This window comes from Cellulomonas sp. B6, from assembly GCF_001462455.1.
In the GTDB taxonomy this organism is placed as follows: Bacteria; Actinomycetota; Actinomycetes; order Actinomycetales; family Cellulomonadaceae; genus Cellulomonas.
The window spans coordinates 1-17,231 of the sequence record NZ_LNTD01000105.1; the positions used below are offsets into that span (position 1 = coordinate 1).

The 17,231-nt window shown below is 75.4% G+C and carries 14 protein-coding genes and 1 tRNA gene; 5 read left to right on the plus strand and 10 right to left on the minus strand.

Annotated elements, in window-relative coordinates; all coding sequences use genetic code 11:
* Together ATM99_RS10225 and ATM99_RS10230 are read left to right on the plus strand one after the other, a co-directional pair.
* A partial coding sequence (locus ATM99_RS10225) for a hypothetical protein (protein ID WP_190278814.1) occupies nt 1–1,466 on the plus strand: 1,466 nt, incomplete at its 5' end.
* 48 nt (nt 1,467–1,514) lie between these two features.
* Entirely contained in the window at nt 1,515–1,856 is a 342-nt protein-coding gene (locus ATM99_RS10230; protein ID WP_062102822.1) for a helix-turn-helix transcriptional regulator, read from the plus strand.
* A gap of 95 nt (nt 1,857–1,951) precedes the next feature.
* Here the strand turns inward: ATM99_RS10230 and ATM99_RS10235 are convergent.
* From ATM99_RS10235 to ATM99_RS10270, 8 genes are all read right to left on the minus strand, one after another.
* Nucleotides 1,952–2,024 (minus strand) — tRNA-Thr (locus ATM99_RS10235).
* 78 nt (nt 2,025–2,102) lie between these two features.
* Nucleotides 2,103–3,623 (minus strand): alpha/beta hydrolase, encoded by a 1,521-nt coding sequence (locus ATM99_RS10240; RefSeq protein WP_062102823.1) that lies wholly within the window; start codon nt 3,621–3,623, stop codon nt 2,103–2,105.
* A gap of 56 nt (nt 3,624–3,679) precedes the next feature.
* Complete coding sequence (locus tag ATM99_RS10245; protein ID WP_062102824.1) at nt 3,680–4,816, minus strand: DNA polymerase III subunit delta'; 1,137 nt, start codon at nt 4,814–4,816, stop codon at nt 3,680–3,682.
* Nucleotides 4,813–5,478: a dTMP kinase gene (tmk, locus tag ATM99_RS10250; RefSeq protein WP_062102825.1), complete on the minus strand. Its 666-nt coding sequence runs from the start codon at nt 5,476–5,478 to the stop codon at nt 4,813–4,815. The genes ATM99_RS10245 and tmk overlap by 4 nt, the downstream gene beginning before the upstream one ends.
* 80 nt (nt 5,479–5,558) lie before the next feature.
* A complete protein-coding gene (locus ATM99_RS10255; protein WP_062102826.1) occupies nt 5,559–6,572 on the minus strand; it encodes a Gfo/Idh/MocA family protein in 1,014 nt (337 codons plus the stop codon).
* Between the two features lie 293 nt (nt 6,573–6,865).
* Entirely contained in the window at nt 6,866–7,861 is a 996-nt protein-coding gene (locus ATM99_RS10260) for a hypothetical protein (protein WP_150118239.1), read from the minus strand.
* Nucleotides 7,862–8,676: 815 nt separating this feature from the next.
* Entirely contained in the window at nt 8,677–11,406 is a 2,730-nt protein-coding gene (gene topA / locus ATM99_RS10265; RefSeq protein ID WP_062102828.1) for a type I DNA topoisomerase, read from the minus strand.
* Nucleotides 11,407–11,487: 81 nt separating this feature from the next.
* Complete coding sequence (locus tag ATM99_RS10270) at nt 11,488–12,450, minus strand: phosphatase PAP2 family protein (protein ID WP_223304974.1); 963 nt, start codon at nt 12,448–12,450, stop codon at nt 11,488–11,490.
* A 99-nt stretch (nt 12,451–12,549) separates the two neighbouring features.
* Between ATM99_RS10270 and ATM99_RS10275 the strand changes: the two genes are divergently transcribed.
* The 3 genes from ATM99_RS10275 to ATM99_RS10285 all read left to right on the plus strand — a co-directional run bounded on the left by ATM99_RS10275 (nt 12,550) and on the right by ATM99_RS10285 (nt 14,592).
* Nucleotides 12,550–13,233: a TetR/AcrR family transcriptional regulator gene (locus tag ATM99_RS10275; RefSeq protein ID WP_062102830.1), complete on the plus strand. Its 684-nt coding sequence runs from the start codon at nt 12,550–12,552 to the stop codon at nt 13,231–13,233.
* A gap of 82 nt (nt 13,234–13,315) precedes the next feature.
* On the plus strand, nt 13,316–14,068 hold the full coding sequence (locus tag ATM99_RS10280) for a response regulator transcription factor (RefSeq protein WP_062102831.1): 753 nt from the start codon (nt 13,316–13,318) through the stop codon (nt 14,066–14,068).
* Between the two features lie 98 nt (nt 14,069–14,166).
* A complete protein-coding gene (locus ATM99_RS10285) occupies nt 14,167–14,592 on the plus strand; it encodes a VOC family protein (protein ID WP_062102832.1) in 426 nt (141 codons plus the stop codon).
* A gap of 66 nt (nt 14,593–14,658) precedes the next feature.
* Here ATM99_RS10285 and ATM99_RS10290 read toward each other — a convergent pair whose 3' ends face one another.
* Both ATM99_RS10290 and ATM99_RS10295 read right to left on the minus strand, forming a co-directional pair.
* A complete protein-coding gene (locus tag ATM99_RS10290) occupies nt 14,659–15,477 on the minus strand; it encodes a hypothetical protein (protein WP_062102833.1) in 819 nt (272 codons plus the stop codon).
* Nucleotides 15,478–15,540: 63 nt separating this feature from the next.
* On the minus strand, nt 15,541–17,184 hold the full coding sequence (locus tag ATM99_RS10295; RefSeq protein WP_062102834.1) for an ABC transporter permease: 1,644 nt from the start codon (nt 17,182–17,184) through the stop codon (nt 15,541–15,543).
* Nucleotides 17,185–17,231 lie beyond the last annotated feature (47 nt).

Genomic DNA, 17,231 nt, shown 5'->3' on the forward strand with positions numbered 1-17,231 from the left:
CCCCGGTGCGGGGGCTGGGCGACCTGACGCCGCTCACGCGCGTGGTCGCGACGCCGTGGAGCCGCATCGTCCGCGGGGTGGGTCTGGGGCAGCACCCGTCCGGGTTCGACGCGGGCGAGGCCGGACGCATCCGGTGGTCCTTCGCGCGGCTCCGCGAGCGCGTGGCCGACGCGCACCCGTACACGCGGTTCGCGGCGGAGCTGGCGGGCGCGGCTCTCGACGTGGCGCGGGGCGACCCGCTGCCCGTGGGGCACGTCGCGGCGCGGGTCGACGCGGTCGCGGCGACCGCCCGGGCGCTCCCGACGCCGTACGAACGGGTCACGGCCGCGTCGATCCTGCTGACGGCCGTGGCCACGCTGGGACTGACCGCCGACCCGCTGGTCGCGGTGCGCGTGGGACCGCTCGTGCGGGAGACGCTCGCGGCGGTCGACGAGATCCGGCCGGACCAGATCGCCGACGAGAACCAGGGACGGCACGGTGACTACGAGCGCGTCGCCGCGTGGACGGCGCTCCTGCTCGCGCTCGCCCACTTCGAGCCGCACGAGCTGGCGGTGGTGCCCGACGACGCGCAGGTCGCGTCGGCGCTCGCGTCGATCGCGCGGGTCCCGTCGCCGTTCTTCCGCGGGCGGGGCGGCTCGACGCTGCTCTCGGCGGTCGCGGTGCTGGGTGGGGCGGACGTCGTCGAGGAGCACCTGCGTGCGACGCTCGCGTACCTGGACGGACCGCACCGGGCGGAGCTGCAACCCGCGTTCCCCAGCGCGATGTCGCCGGCGTTCGTCGAGGCGTACCCGCTGCTGACGACGCTCAACGCGGTCGCCGTGTCCGGTCACCTCGAGCTGCTCGACGCGGGCCGCGACCGGCTGGCGCAGGCGAGGGACCTCATGACGGCGATGGCACCGGTCGAGCGGACCCACATGGCCCTCTACCACGTGGTGGCGCTCGACAACCTGGGGCGGCTCGACGACCAGCTCCCCGACCTCGACGCCTTCGTCGAGGACGTCGTGGGGCGGTGGCGGTCGATCGACCCGGGCCGCGACTACTTCCTGTCCGGCATCTCGTACGCGTACCTCGTCCAGCTCGCGTACGTCACGGGCCGCACCGACCTCGTGACGGACGCGATGGTCGAGCGCATGGTGACGCCGTTCGCACGGCTCGAGGCGACGCCCGCCGGCCGCGCGAACCGGCCGTACCCGTTCGCCTACGTGCTCAACGTGCTGGGCGAGCTGGGGCTGGCGGAGCGGCTGTACGAGCCGCACCCGGCGTACGGGGGCGCCTCGGCGTTCGAGCGGGTGGTGGACCACCTGTCCCCGGGCGGCCGGGCCGAGGCCGCGCGCCTGTACATGCTGGACCACGCGCTGGTGTCGTGGGCGCTGCGGCAGCGCCCCGCGGGCTCGCCGGTGCCCGGCCGGATCGGGCGGCACCGCCTCGTGGGCGTGCACGGCGAGCCGGTGCTAGGTTCGACGTGAAGATCGAGATATCCCGAACCATCGCGATGACAGGAGGACAGCTGCCCCATGCCGGTGCACGTCAACGACGACGAGGCCGTCGACGCCCAGGTCCTCGAGGCGTTCAAGGCGCTGAGCAACCCCGTCCGGCTCCGCATCCTGCACTGGCTGCGGGACCCACGCGCGCACTTCCCGCAGGAGCGCGCCATCGCCGACCCCGACGAGGTGGGTGTGTGCGTGAGCCACATCACCGAGAAGGCCGGCCTCGCGCAGTCCACCGTGTCGACCTACATGAGCACGCTCGAGCACGCGGGCCTCGTGATCTCGACGCGGGTCGGCAAGTGGACGCACTACCGCCGCGACGAGGACAAGATCGCCCGGCTCGTCGACGTGCTCGGCCGCGAGCTGTAGCCGGTCGATCGGCCGCGACGCCCGGGCCCCCGCGACCTCACCCGCACGACGAAGGCCCCGCGGCTGCGTGACGCAGCTGCGGGGCCTTCGGTCTGAGCCGCCTAAGGGAATCGAACCCTTGACCTTCTCATTACGAGTGAGACGCTCTGCCGACTGAGCTAAGGCGGCATCGTCGTCGGACGCGGACGGACCGCGGCAGATCGGCGAGCGCGCCCACTGTACCTGCCCGGCGGCCGACCTCCAAAGTCAGCAGCGGGTGCCCGCCGCGGGGGGCTCGCCGGTGAGCAGGAACGTGTCGACCGCGTCCTTCACGCACCGGTTGGACCGCCCGTAGGCCGTGTGCCCCTCGCCCTCGTACGTGAGCAGCACGCCCGAGGACAGCAGGTCCGCGAGTTGCTCGGCCCACGCGTACGGCGTCGCCGGGTCGTTGGTCGTCCCGATCACGACGATCGGCGCCGCACCGTCGGCCGCGTAGGACCCCAGCGCGGGCACGGCCGGGACCGGCCAGTCCGCGCACGACGCGCCGCCGTAGGAGAAGAACTCGCCCACCGTCGGCGCGACCTGCGCGATCGCCGCGGCGTCGGCACGCATCTGCGCGGGATCGGCCGACGGCCGGTCGTCGAGGCACGTGATGGCCGTGAACGCCTCGTTCTGGTTCGAGGAGTACGTGCCGTCGGGCTCGCGCCCGTAGTAGCTGTCGGCGAGCTGCAGCAGCGCCGTGCCGTCGCCGTCGCCGAGGGCGGTCGAGATCGCCTGCGTCAGCACGGGCCAGCTGGCCTGCGAGTACAGCGCGGCCGCCACACCGCTGAACGCGAGCGAGACCGTGAGCGGGCGCCCGCTCGCGGTCGGCAGCGGCTTGGCCCGGGCCCGGTCGAACATCGTCGACAGACGCTCGAGCCCGGCGTCGACGTCACCGGTGAGCGGGCACTGCGCCCCGGTCTGGCAGTCCGCGACGTACGCGCGCAAGGCGTTCTCGAACCCGGCGGCCTGACCCGCGGCGACCTGGCCGGTGTCGAGCGTCGGGTCGAGCGCGCCGTCGAGCACCAGCCGGCCCGCGCGCTCCGGGAAGAGCGCGGCGTACGTCGCGCCCAGCTCGGTGCCGTACGAGAAGCCCAGGTACGTCAGCGCCTCGTCGCCGAGCGTCGCGCGCAGCACGTCCATGTCGCGTGCGGCGCTCTGGGTGTCGACGTGCCCGAGCAGGTCGCCCGTGCGCTCGAGGCACGCCCGGCCGAGCTCGCCGTTGCGCTCGGCGGCCTCAGCGATGCCCGCGTCGGTCGAGAAGTCCGGCACCCACGCGGTGATCGCGTCGAGCTCCGCGGGGTCGACGCACGTCACCGGCGTCGAGTGCTGCACGCCGCGCGGGTCGAACACCACGAGGTCGTACGCCGCGAGGACATCGCGCGACACGACCTGCCGGAAGAAGGTGATCGAGTCGATGGCCGACCGGCCCGGACCACCCGGGTTCACCAGCAGCGAGCCGACCGGGGACCCGCTGCTCGCCGGGACGCGGCGCAGCGCGACCTCGATCGTCTCGCCCTCGGGGTCCGCCCAGTCCAGGGGGACCGTGGCGTCGGCGCACTGCTCCTCGCCGCACGTCGTCCACTCCAGGACCTGGTCGTAGTAGCGCGCGAGAGCGGGGTCGGAGGTCGACGTCGTCGCGGCGGACGTCGGTGCCGTGGCCTGGTGCTTGGGTGCCAGGCACCCGGCGAGGGTGAGCACCACCAGGACGAGGAGCGCGCACCGGCGCAGGGCAGGACGCGTCGGCATGGCCCCTACGGTAGTCGGCCCGCGGGCGCGTCGGACGAGGGCCGCGCGGCGACGCGTCAGCCCTGCGGCCGCAGCGCGATCGCCATCGCCTCGACCGCGAGCAGCGGCGCGACGTTGCCCGCCAGGCGGGTGCGCGCGACGCCGACCGCGTCCATGCGGCGCAGCGTCTGCTCGGGCGTCGACCCGGCGGCCAGCGCCCGGACGTCGTCCTCCTGCTCGACGTTGACGAGCTCGACGCCCGCCCCGAGCTGCACCACCAGCACGTCGCGGTACAGCGACAGCAGGTCCACCATCGCGCGGTCGAGCACGTCGCGCTGGGCACGCGTGGCCCGACGCTTCTGCTCCTCCTCCAGCTGGCGCACCTGCGCGCGCAGCGCCGGCGGGAGCGTCTGCGCGCCCTCGGCACCCAGCCCGCGCAGCAGCTCGGTGCGCTCGGCCGCGTCCCGCTCCTCGGTCGCGGCCTTGGCGTCGGCCTGCGCGGTCTCGACGAGCTCACCCGCGGCGAGCACCGCGTCACCGACGCCGCGCACCCGCGACGCGAGCGACAGCACCGCGGCGCGCCGCTCCCGCGCCTGCGCGTCACGCGCCAGGCGACGCGCGATGCCGATGTGGCTCTGGGCGGCGCGGGCCGCGACGTGCGCGGTGCGGGGGTCGGCGCCGTCACGACGCACCAGCAGCTCGGCCACCGCGTCGACGGGCGGCACGCGCAGCCCGACCGACCGGCTGCGCGAGCGGATCGTGACCAGCACGTCCTCCGGGCTGGGCGCGCACAGCAGCCAGACCGTGCGCTCGGGCGGCTCCTCGACGGCCTTGAGCAGCACGTTCGCGCTCTGGTCGTTGAACCGGTCGGCGTCCTCGACGACGATCACGCGCCACCGACCCTGCGACGGCGACCGCTGCGCGAGCTCGACGAGCGGGCGCGTCGCGTCCACGCGGATGAACACGCCCTCGGTCGCCACGAACGTCACGTCGGGGTGGGCACCCGCGAGCGTCGTGGTGCACGCGTGGCACGTGCCGCAACCGCCGGCCTCGCACTGCAGCGCAGCCGCGAACGCACGCGCCGCGTTGGACCGCCCCGACCCCGGAGGCCCCGTGAGCAGCCACGCGTGCGTCATCGCCGACGGGTCCGCGACCGCCCGCCGCAGCACCGCGACGGCCGGCTCCTGCCCGACGAGGTCGTCCCAGACGCTCACGCGGCGCCCGCCAGGAACGGTGCGAGCCGCTCGCGGACCTGCGCCGCGACGACCTCGGCCGGCTGCGCGGCGTCGAGCACGAGCCACCGGCCCGGGTCCTGCGCGGCGCGCGCGAGGAACGCCTCACGCGTGCGGCGGTGGAAGTCCGCCCCCGCGGACTCCAACCGGTCCGGGTCTCCCGTCAGGCGTGCGAGGCCCACCGCGGGGTCGAGGTCGAGCAGCACCGTGACGTGCGGGAGCAGGCCGCGCGCGGCCCACAGCGACAGCCGCTCGACCTCGTCCGCCCCGAGCCCGCGACCCGTGCCCTGGTACGCGACCGACGAGTCGAGGTAGCGGTCCGTGAGCACGACCGCTCCCCGCTCGAGGGCCGGGCGCACGAGCGTCGCGACGTGGTGCGCACGGTCGGCCGCGTACAGCAGCGCCTCGGTGCGCGGGTCGAGGTCCTCGCCGTGCAGGATCGCCTGCCGCAGCTCGAGCCCGAGCGGCGTGCCGCCCGGCTCCCGGGTCACGACGACCTCGCGCCCGAGCGCGGCCAGGTGGTGCCCCAGCAGGGAGACCTGCGTCGACTTCCCGACGCCGTCGCCGCCCTCGAACGACACGAACAGCCCGGCGAGGTCGCCAGCATGCTCGCGGCCCCGCTCGCGCGGGACGTCGGCGGGCACGGCACGGGGGTCGGGACTCACGCCGTCAGGCTAGTCGCCGGCGCCGACACCTCCGGCACCGACCCGACCCCGCCCTCCGGTCAGGCCGCCGGCTCGCCCGGGTACGCGACGCCCACCTGACGGCGGATCTCGTCCATCGTCGTCATGACGTCGAGCGTGCCCTGCCACGACATGCGCGGGCTCTCGGTGTCGCCGTCGGCGATGCGGCGCGCGACCTCGGCGGCCTCGTACTGCAGGCCGCGCTGCGCGGGCTGGTCGAACGTCCACTCGCGGCCGTCACGCCGCGCGAGGCGGAACGACGTGGGCGCGTAGAACGGCCCGGCGACGCGGATGTACCCCTCGGTGCCGGAGATCGACGACGTCGTGGGGGTCTTCGACCACAGCGTCGTGTTCAGCGTGGCCTGCGTGCCCTCGCCGTACTCGAGCACCATCGAGATCTGGCCGTCGACGCCGGTGCTGGTGAGCTGGCCGAACGCGTGCACGCCCGTGGGGACGCCCAGGAAGTCGTGCGCCCACGCGACCGGGTACACGCCGAGGTCGAGCAGCGCCCCGCCCGCGAGCGCGGGGTCGTAGAGCCGGCTCGCGGCGTCGAACGGGAAGAACTGGCCGTGGTCGGCGCGGATGTTGACGATGTCGCCGATCTCGCCCGAGTCGATGACCTGGTGCAGCGCGGCGACGTGCGGCAGGAACCGCGTCCACATCGCCTCCATGACGAACACGCCGGCCTCGCGCGCCGCGTCGAACACCTCGCGCGCCTCGTCGACGTTGCGCGTGAACGACTTCTCGACGAGCACGTGCTTGCCGGCGCGGATCGCGAGCAGCGCGTGCTCCCGGTGCTCGGAGTGCGGCGTCGCGACGTACACCGCGTCGACCTGCTTGTCCTCGACGAGGTCGCGGTAGCCGACGTGCGTCGTGGGGATGCCGTGCGCGGTGGCGAACCGCTCGGCGCGGTCCTTGTGCCGCGAGCCGACCGCCACGAGCTGCGCGCGCGTGAACTCGCGCACGGAGTGGGCGAACTGGCTGGCGATGCCACCGGCACCGATGATGCCCCAGCGGATCGACGGGGCGGTGCGCGGGTCCTCGGTGCGAGCCATGGCACCAACCTAGTGCCCACCGCCGACGCGGTGCCGCGCGGCGCACACGCCCGGGTGCAGGCGCCGAGTGCGGGTACCGGGGTGCAGGTACCGGGTTCGGTACCGCGTGCCGAGTGCGTGTACCGGGTGCGGGTGGCGGGTGGCCGGGTGCGGGCACGGGGTTCCGGTCCGGGTGCCGGTGCCAGGTGGCGAGCGCCAGGGGCCAGGGGCCAGGGGCCAGGGACGTCCCAGCATCCGGGACACAGCGCCTGCGACACCGGGCTCCCGGCCGAGCCCGCGGTTTGTGACGGTTGTCAGCCCGGTGTCGCGACGCTGCCGTTCCATCTCGTGGACGGCGTCACGTGACGGGCGACCGCCTCGGCCACGCGACGGTGCCGCAGGTCGTCCGCCGTGAACCGCAGCAGGAGCGCCCCGGTGGCGACGATCGCGTTCTGCCGTGCCCGGTCCCGGTACAGCGCGTCGGGCGACCCGTGCGGCGTGGCGCCGTCGATCTCGACCAGCAGCAGCCGGCCGTCGTCGAGCCGCCACCCGAGGTCGCCGCGCGCGACCACCCGTCCGCTGCCGTCGCGCACGGCGACCTGCAGGTCGTGCGGAGCGATCCCGGCATCACGGCACTGCAGCCGGGCACGCGTCTCCAGCGGGGACTGCGCGCGCCCGTCGACGAGGTCCCACCATCGGGCCACCCGCACGCTCCCCCGCCGCCCCCAGGTCCGGCGGCGGACCTCTTCGAGCTCGTCCTCCCGCACCAGCCGCCGATGGATCGCCGAGTCCAGCACGGCCACCGCGTGCTCCCGGTCCAGCGTCGGCACCGTCTGGGCGAGCGCCGTCACCGGGTCGACGACCATCACCGGGCCGAGTCGCTCGACACGCTCGGGCACGCCGCAGCGCACGTGCACGCCGCCGCCCGGCACGCGGTGCGTCCCGTCCAGCAGCGCGACCTCGGGCCGGATCCGCACAGGAAGCCCTTCGACTCCGAGCAGCGCGAGCGCGCAGGCCCCGACGGCCACGCCGCGCGCACGGCCGACCGCCAGGACACCCAGCCACGCCGCCCGACGGCGCGCACGCTCCCATCGGTCGGCCCGCTGCCACGCCGGCACGTCCGCGGCGTCGAGCGCGGGGGCGAGGTCGTGCACGCCTCGGACGACACGCTCGAGGAGACCCGCACGGCGCAGCGCACCACGCCGCGCCGCACCGACTCCGACCGCGTCGCACTGCTCCGAGTCGACGAGTCCCTCCTGCTGGAGCGCCGTGCGCAGGAGTCCCGGAGGAAGTGGTGCGGCGGTGCGCATGTCGGCACTCGACCACGCGCCCGTCACGCCACGGGACGCCTCGCCCCGCACGGTGGTCGGGCAGCGGGACGCGACGCCTGGGGACGGCTCGGCGAACCGAGGGGCCCGACCGGAACACCGCTCCCCATCAAGGGAACCGACCGCAGCACCACACCCACCGAGCGACCACCGACGCCTCCGGGACCACCGCCGCGCCCGGCGGGACGGCGGCCCTCGACGTCTCGAGTCGTGGGACGCGCGCCGCGCGAGACCGGGCTGACGTCGCGCACGACGTCGATGAGCCCCCTCCGCCCGGTCTCGTGACTTACGCGTCTCGCCGACCGGACAACGGCCCCCGCACCGCTCGACGAGTGACCGGCACCACGTCCACCCGACGAGCCGACGGGCCGGGCGTGCTGAGGGCCGAGGCGCACCGCATCGGCGGGCATCACCACGGGTCTCGGCGGGCGACGGGTCGCCTCGACGCCGGCGCCACGGCGTCGCGCCCGGATCGACCACGCGCGAGACCGGGCTGACGCCGCCTCCGGTGTCCATGACGCGTCCTGGGCCCGGTCTCGTGAGCGACCCGTCTCGCCGCCCGGGCACCGCACACCTGGTCACGGCGTCGAGGAGGCCACCACCGACCGGGCGAGATCGCCGCGACCACCACGGACCCGGTCACGACGTCGAGCGACCACGACCGACCTGGTGACACGACGTCGAGAAGCCACCACCAGCCCGGTCACGACGTCGAACGACCAGCACCGACGGCTGGCGGCAGCCGTCTGCCCCGCCGACCAACAGGCCAGACGCGCACCCGCGTGGTGGCGTCGAGGTCAGCCCTTGGCGGTCGACTTCTTGCGGGTCGTCGTGGTCTTGCGGGCCGTCGTGCGCTTCTTCGCCGGCCCGGCGGCGCGCTTCTCGGCGAGCAGCTCGACGGCCTGCTCGGGCGTGATCGACTCGGGCGTGACGTCGCGCGGCAGCGTGCGGTTGGTCTCGCCGTCGGTCACGTACGCGCCGAACCGGCCGTCCTTGACGACGATCGGCTTCCCGCTGGTCGGGTCGTCGCCGAGCTCGCGCAGCGGCGGGGTCGCGGTCTGGCCGCGGCCGCGCTTGGGCTGCGCGTAGATCGCGAGGGCCTCGTCGAGCGCGATCGTGAAGAGCTGCTCCTCGGACGCGAGCGTGCGCGAGTCGGTGCCCTTCTTGAGGTACGGCCCGTAGCGGCCGTTCTGCGCCGTGATCTCGGCACCCGACTCGGGGTCGACGCCGACCACGCGCGGCAGCGACAGCAGGCGCAGCGCGTCGTCGAGCGTGACGGTCGCGAGCTGCATCGACTTGAACAGCGACGCCGTGCGGGGCTTGGGCTGCGCCGCGAGCGCCTTCTTGCGCGCCGCGGCCGACAGACCCGGGTCGAGCTCCGGCTCGGGCAGCACCTCGGTGACGTACGGCCCGTAGCGGCCGTTGCGCGCCACGATCTGCGTGCCGGTGGTCGGGTCGGTGCCGAGCACCTGGTCGCCGTCGGGCTGCGTCTCGAGCAGCTCGCGGGCCTTGGCGACCGTGAGCTCGTCGGGCGCCAGGTCCTCGGGGACGGACGCGCGCAGCGGGTCGGCGTCCGGCCCGTCGCCCGGGGCCTCAAGGTAGGGGCCGTAGCGGCCGACGCGCAGCGTGATGCCGTCGCCGATGTCGATCGAGTTGACCTCGCGCGCGTCGATCTCGCCGAGGTTGTCGACGAGGCCGCGCAGCCCCCCGGACTCCGGGGAGTCCGACCGGTCGCCGAAGTAGAAGTCCGTCAACCAGTCGACGCGCGCCTTCTGGCCCGCGGCGATCGCGTCGAGGTCCTCCTCCATGCCGGCCGTGAAGTTGTAGTCCACGAGGCGGTCGAAGTTCTCCTCGAGCAGCCGCGTCACCGCGAACGCGAGCCACGTCGGCACGAGCGCCTGCCCGCGGCTCGTGACGTACCCGCGGTCCTGGATGACGCCGATCGTCGCGGCGTACGTCGAGGGGCGACCGATGCCGCGCTCCTCGAGCGCCTTGACGAGCGACGCCTCGGTGTAGCGCGGCGGCGGCGACGTGCGGTGCCCGTCGGCGGCCAGGTCGGACGCCGTGAGCGCGTCGCCCTGCGCCATCTGCGGCAGCCGGGCGTCGTCGTTCCCGGCGGCGGCACCGGCCTCGGCGTCGTCGTACCGGCCGCGGTCGCGCCCCTCCTCGTACGCCGCGAGGAACCCGCGGAACGTGATGACGGTGCCGGACGCGGAGAACACGGTCTCGACGGGGCCGTCGGCGGTCGTCGCCGTCGCGGCCAGCCGCACCGAGGCGGTCTGCCCGCGCGCGTCGGCCATCTGCGAGGCGACCGTGCGCTTCCAGATCAGCTCGTAGAGCTTGAACTGGTCGCCCGACAGCTCGCGCGCGACCTGCGCCGGCGTGCGGAAGTGGTCGCCCGCGGGGCGGATGGCCTCGTGGGCCTCCTGCGCACCCTTGGCCTTCGAGGTGTAGACGCGCGGCTTGTCGGGCACGTAGTCGGAGCCGTAGAGCTCGGCGACCTGGCGCCGCGCGGCGTCGATCGCCTGGGACGACAGCCCGGGCGAGTCGGTCCGCATGTAGGTGATGTAGCCGTTCTCGTACAGCGACTGCGCGGTGCGCATGGTCTGGCGCGAGGCCATGCGGAGCTTGCGCGACGCCTCCTGCTGGAGCGTCGAGGTGGTGAACGGCGCGGCGGGGCGGCGCGTGTACGGCTTGGTCTCGAGCGACTGCACCGTGAACGCGGCACCGTCGAGCCCGCTGACCAGCGCCGAGGCCCGCGCCTCGTCGAGCGCGACGGCGTCGCGCGTCTTCAGCTGCCCGCGGTCGTCGAAGTCGCGGCCCGACGCGACGCGCTGCCCGCCGACGCCCGTCAGGCGCGCCGAGAACGTGGGCTCGGCGGTGTCGGCGACCGCGAACGTGCCGGTGACGTCCCAGTAGTCGGCGGGCACGAACGCCATGCGCTCACGCTCGCGCTCGACCACCAGACGCGTCGCGACCGACTGCACGCGCCCGGCCGACAGGCCCTGCCGCACCTTGCGCCACAGCACGGGGCTGACCTCGTAGCCGTACAGGCGGTCGAGGATGCGGCGGGTCTCCTGCGCGTCGACGAGACGCTCGTCGAGCTCGCGTGTGTTCTCCAGCGCCCGCGTGATCGCCTCGGGGGTGATCTCGTGGAACACCATGCGCTTGACCGGCACCTTGGGCTTGAGCTCGGCCAGCAGGTGCCACGCGATGGCCTCGCCCTCGCGGTCCTCATCGGTCGCGAGGTAGAGCTCGTCGGACTCCTTGAGGAGCTTCTTGAGCTCGGCGACCTTCTTCTTCTTGTCCGCGTCGACGACGTAGTACGGCGTGAACCCGTTCTCGACGTCGACCGCGAACTTGCCGTACGGGCCCTTCTTCATGTCCGCCGGCAGCTCCGAGGGCTGCGGCAGGTCACGGATGTGGCCGACCGACGCCTCGACGTCGAAGCCCTCGCCGAGGTAACCGGCGATCGTGCGCGCCTTGGCGGGCGACTCCACGATGACGAGCTTGCGACCTGCGGGCATCTGACCGGCCTTCCGTGCCGAGGGGGTGGGGTCGGCGCATCGCCGCGCCCGACCGTACCGGGGGGACTCTACGTGCTGGCGTCAAGCCGACGACGCGGACGCGTCGTCCCGTGAGCCCGCCGCGTGCCGCAGCACGAGCATGAGCGCGAACGCCAGGCCGCACGCCGCGACGACCCCCGCGACGCCCCCACCGTAGGCCAGCATCTCGTCGGCCCGGGACGTCGGACCGGCGCGGTACGCCCAGGTGCGGGTCAGCAGCACGGCGGCCGCGGCGCCCGCGGCGACGCCCACCACGGCCAGCGCGACGGCGGTGCGCCGCGTGCGCGCACGCCAGGGGTCGGCGCGGTCGACGCGCCGGAACGTCGCGGTCGCGGCACCGGGGCGCGCGGGCCGCAGCGCCATCGCCGCGCACACCAGGGCCGTCCAGCCCAGCACGACGAGCGCCCCGGCGACGACGTCGGAGGGCCGGTGCCACTGGCCGACGAGCGTCGAGACGCCGGTCGCGGCGGTGTAGGAGGCGCCGAGCACGGCGACGGCCGGACGCGCCCGCGGCGGCGCGACCAGGAGCAGCGCCGCGGAGACCGACCCGGCGGCCGTCGTGTGCCCGCTGGGCAGGGTGTTGCCGTAGTCGGCGCCGACGCCCAGCACGGGTCGCTGGAGGACCTCGTACTTCACGAGGCGCGTGGTGAGGTTGGCCCCGGCGACGAGCACGGCGACCTGCAGCGCGAGCGACCACCGGCGCCGCACGAGCGCGACCCCGGCGGCGACGAGCAGGCCGACCGCGACGAAGCCGACCGACACGACGTCGAGCACGGGCTCGGCGAGGCGCCACAGGTGGCCCTGGCCGGTCGTCGCGCCGTCGAGCGCCGCGTCCTCGACCCGCTGCCCCGCCCACGTGTCGACGAACGCGCGCCACAGCGCCCACACGCCGACGGCGCAGACCACGGCGACGACGACGCACACGGCGACGACCCAGCCGCGCGACCGCGGACGTCGCACCGCGACGGGTCCCGGGGCCGCCGGGAGGGGGAGGTCCTCGTGCACCGTCACACGGTAGGCCACCTGGGGGACGTGCCGGGGCGGGAGGTCCGGCACCGCGGTCGCACGGACCGCCGGCCTCGCGTCCGGCCGTAGTGTTCGCGCATGGACGAGGCCCTGACCAGCCGGGTTCGCCGCCCGCGCGCGTCGACGCTGGAGCGTCGCGAGGAGATCGTGCGCGCCGCAGCCCGCACGTTCGGCACCAAGGGGTACCGCACGGGGTCGCTCGCGGACGTCGCGGAGCAGGTGGGCATCACGCACGCCGGCGTGCTGCACCACTTCGGCTCGAAGGAGCAGCTGCTGGTCGCGGTGCTGCAGCAGCGTGACGACGACGGCGTGCGCGACCTGGAGGGTCAGCACATCCCCGCGGGGCTCGAGCTGTTCCGGCACCTGGTGCGCACGGTCCGCGCGAACGAGGCCCGGCCGGGGATCGTGCAGGGCTACACGGTGCTGGTGGGCGAGTCGGTGACGGAGGGTCATCCGGCGCGGCAGTGGGTCACGCAGCGGTTCGCGGTGCTGCGCGGCCAGGTCGCCGACGCCGTGCAGGACCTGGGTCCGCACGTCCCCCGCGCGGCGGCCGTGCGTGCGGCCGACGCGATCATCGGCGTGATGGACGGTCTGCAGGTGCAGTGGCTGCTCGACGAGTCGGCCGTGGACCTGCCGGACGCGACGGCCTTCGCGATCGAGGCGATCCTCGGCGCGACGCTCGCGGGTCCCGACGCGCCGCGCCCGGTCGGCGACGTCCCCGCGTCCCCCGGCGCCGACCTCGCGGCGGCCGACGCCGTCTGAGCGCCGCGACCGACGCGCAGGGCTCAGGCAACTCACAGGTCCGGTCCAGCCCCACCACAGCGCGCGTCGCGACGCTGGTCGCATGACGACCACGACCGCGGCACCGCGTCCCACCCGCAGGCCCGACACGCTCACGCGCCCCGACGGCAGCCCGGTGCGCGCGCTCGTCGTCGAGGACGAGGCGAGCCTCGCCGAGCTGCTCTCGACCGCGCTGCGGTACGAGGGCTGGCAGGTCGAGCACGCCCCGGCCGGGCCGGAGGCGGTCGAGCTGGCCGGCAGGCTCGGGCCGGACGTGGTCCTGCTCTCGGTCTCGCTGCCGGAGTCCCCGGCCCTGGACCTGCTGCGCGGGATCCGCCGGACGTCACCGCACGTGCCCGTCCTGTTCCTCACGGAACGGGACGCCGTGGACGGCCGCGTGAGCGGTCTGACCGCGGGCGGCGACGACTACGTGACGAAGCCGTTCGGCCTCGAGGAGGTCGTGGCACGGGTGCGCGGCCTGCTGCGGCACGCGGGTGCGGTCGCGCCCTCGCCGGTGTCGGTCCTCAGCGTGGGCGACCTGCGCCTGGACGAGGACAGCCACGAGGTCTGGCGGGGGGACGACGAGATCCGTCTGACGGCGACCGAGTTCGAGCTGCTGCGGTACTTCATGCGCAACCCGCGCCGCGTGCTCAGCAAGCCGCAGATCCTCGACCGCGTGTGGCAGTACGACTTCGGCGGGCAGGCGAACATCGTCGAGCTGTACGTGTCCTACCTGCGTCGCAAGATCGACAAGGGTCGCGAGCCGATGCTGCACACGCTGCGCGGCGTGGGGTACGTGCTGCGGCCCGCACGCTGAGCACCACCCGTCCGGGTGACACGCACGCCGGGCCCGCGCGGGTCGGTACCTGACGGGTCGGCACCCGCCGCCCCGGGACGAGGGACGGAGGCACGACCGTGCTCAGCGACGCGCACGTGTTCAGCAGCTTCTCGGTCGACGACCTCGACGCCGCCGAGCGCTTCTACGGCGACGTGCTCGGTCTCGACGTCGAACGCACCCCGATGGGCCTGTGGCTGCGGCCGGGCCCACCTGTCCGATCGACGGGCCCCGACCCCGGACCCGGCGGCCCGTCCGGCACCGAGGTGTTCGTGTACCCCAAGGGAGGTGCCCACCGGCCGGCGTCGTTCACGGTGCTCAACCTGGCGGTCGACGACCTGGAGGGTGCCGTCGCGTGGCTGCGGGGGCGCGGGGTCACGTTCGAGCGCTACCCCGGGATCCACGCCGAGTCCGACGACGAGATAGCGCGCGGCGGCGACGAGGGGCCGGACGTCGCGTGGTTCACCGACCCCGCGGGGAACGTCGTCTCCGTCCTGCGGCGCTGAGACCGCCGCAGGACGGAGACGACGGGACGACGACCGGGCGCGCCCGGTCGGGTGCGCCCGACGGCGTCAGAGGCCGTAGGCCAGGTACGCGTCCAGGACGTCGGCCACCGGCGCGGTCAGCTGGAACACGGCGGTGCCGTTGCGCCACACCGCGACACCGGTGCCGTCGCCCGCGTCGGTGACCGTGTAGGTGCCGACGACCTGACCGGCGACCGTCACGTCACCCGAGTCCGGCAGCGCCGGCGCGTCGGGGGCGGCGGTCGTCGCACCCGTGTCGGGCGCCGGGACGGGCCCCTGCGCGGCGAGCCGCTCCTGGAAGGCGGTCGCGGCCTCGGGGGTCTCGAGCTGCGCGGCGCGCACGGTCACGGTGCCGTCGGCACCGTCGGTGAACGTCTCCGAGTAGGCCTCGAGGGCCCCCGCGCCGAGCCACTCGGCGTCCTCCTGCGACGTCGCGAGCGCGTACTGCAGCACGGTCGTGGGCAGCGCCGTGGCGAACACCGTGCTCGCCTCGCGCGCCACGGGCGCGGTGGCGGGCGTCGGCACGGGCAGCACGACGGTCTCGGCGTCGCCGGTCGGCTCGGGGGCGGCGTCGTCACGCGTCATGAACCACGCCACGACCGCGCCGGCGACGAGCAGCACGACGACGCCGATCGCGACGGGCAGCAGCCACGCCGGGCGGCGGCGACCCTCGTCGTCACCCGTGCCGGGGCCGCCCGGGGCGGTCGGGGCCACGGGCGCGGCGGGACCGGACGTGCCGGACGGCGCCCACGCGGGCCGGCCCGCACCCGGGGCGGGGACGCCCTGCGGCGTCGCGGCGGGTCGGTGCGTCGGGCCCACGGGTCCGGGCTGCTGCTCCGGCTGCCCGGGTCGTCCGGTGTCGCTCATGCGGGCGTCCCCCTCGATGTCGCGGCCGACGACTGCCGGACCAGCGTGCAGCCTACCGAGGCCTCACCCCTCCAGGTCACGGTGTCGCACACCGACCAGGCCGGCCGCCGCGAGCAGCACGGCGACCGCGGCGACGGCCGCCACGGCGCGGCCGTCGGGCGGCTGCGCGGGCAGGGCCGGCAGGTGCGCGAACGGCGACAGCGCGTCGACGCCGGCGGGCAGCAGGGCCGCGAACATCCCGAGCGTCCCGACGTACGCGACGTACAGCCACACGCCGGTGTACGCGCGTGGTGCGAGGCCCGCCACGGCGGTCGCGACGCCCAGGACGACGAGCACGCCGGGCACGGCCCCCGCGGTCGCCCCGAGCAGGCGCCCCACCTGGCTCGCGTCGTCGAGGGCGAGCGCCGCGCCGACACCCATGACGAGCCCGGCGAGCAGCAGCATCGTCGTGGCGGCGACGGCCGCGCACGCGACCTGCGCCCCGAGCCAGCGCGCGCGGGACACGGGCAGCGCGAGCACCGCGGTCGCGCGTCCCGACCGCTCGTCCGCGACGGCCGCACCGACGGCCGTCGCGGCGTACGCGCCGGCGAGCACCGCGAGGAACACCGTGTAGAGCCCGAAGGCGGCCCCCACGGCGTCCGAGCCGTCGCCGAGCAGCACGGACATCGACGGCTCCTCGTCGACGAACCGCACGACCGCCGACGCGAGCACCCCCACCAGGCCGCCCGTGAGCACGACGCCCGCACCCCACGACAGCACCGACGTGCGCTGCCGCCGGCAGGTGAGCCCGACGAGGCCCGCGACCCGACCGCGCGCGGGTCCGCGCCGGTCCGCGAGCAGCCCGGTGCCGACGTCGCGACGCCGCACCAGCACGGCCGCGAGACCCACCGCGGCGACGACCGCGAGCGCGCTCACGGCGAGCGGCCACCAGCGGTCGAGCGTGTACGGCGCGGTGGCCTGCGACCAGCCGAACGGCGACAGCCACGTCCACACGCTGGTGCTGCGCGGCCCCCGGACGTCGCCGACCGCGCGCAGCACGAACGCGACGCCGAGGGCCGCCGTGCCGAGCACGCGCACCGTGCGGGCGTGCGTCGTGAGCTGTGCCGCGACGGCCGTGACGGCGCCGAGCACGAGCGCCGCCGCGACGACCGACGCCGCGAGCAGCGCGGACCCGGCCGGGTCGAGCGGGGTCGTCAGGAGCGCCGCGAGCAGCACCACCCCGACGACCAGCACCGACGACGCGGTCGCGAGCATGCCCGCGACGACGGGGGCCGCACGCCCCACGGGCTGCGCGCGGACGAGCTCGAGCCGACCGTCCTCCTCGGGCGCGCGCAGGTGCCGCGCGACCGCGAGCACGGCCATGATCGCGACGGGCACCGCGAGCCACAGCCCCAGCTCGTTGGCCGTCATCGCACCCAGCGTGTAGCGGTCGAGCCCGTAGCCGGGGCCGGCGAGCGCGGTCGCGGCGGGCGACGCGATGAGCTCGGCGCGCGCGGCCAGCTCGGCGGGCGACGCGTACAGGCCCGCGAGCCCGACGACCGACGCCTGCGCGGTCCCCGCCACGGCCGCGGCCCAGACGCCGGTGGTCCAGCGGTCGGTGCGCAGCGCGAGCCGCAGCAGCCGACCGGTCCCGGCCAGCGGGCCGGGCGCCGCGGCGCCCCGTGCGGGACGGGCCGGTGCGGGCGGGCGCACCGCGGTGGTCGTCACCGCTCCCCCACGCCGAGCGTCGCGAGCTCGTCGCTGTACTCCCGCAG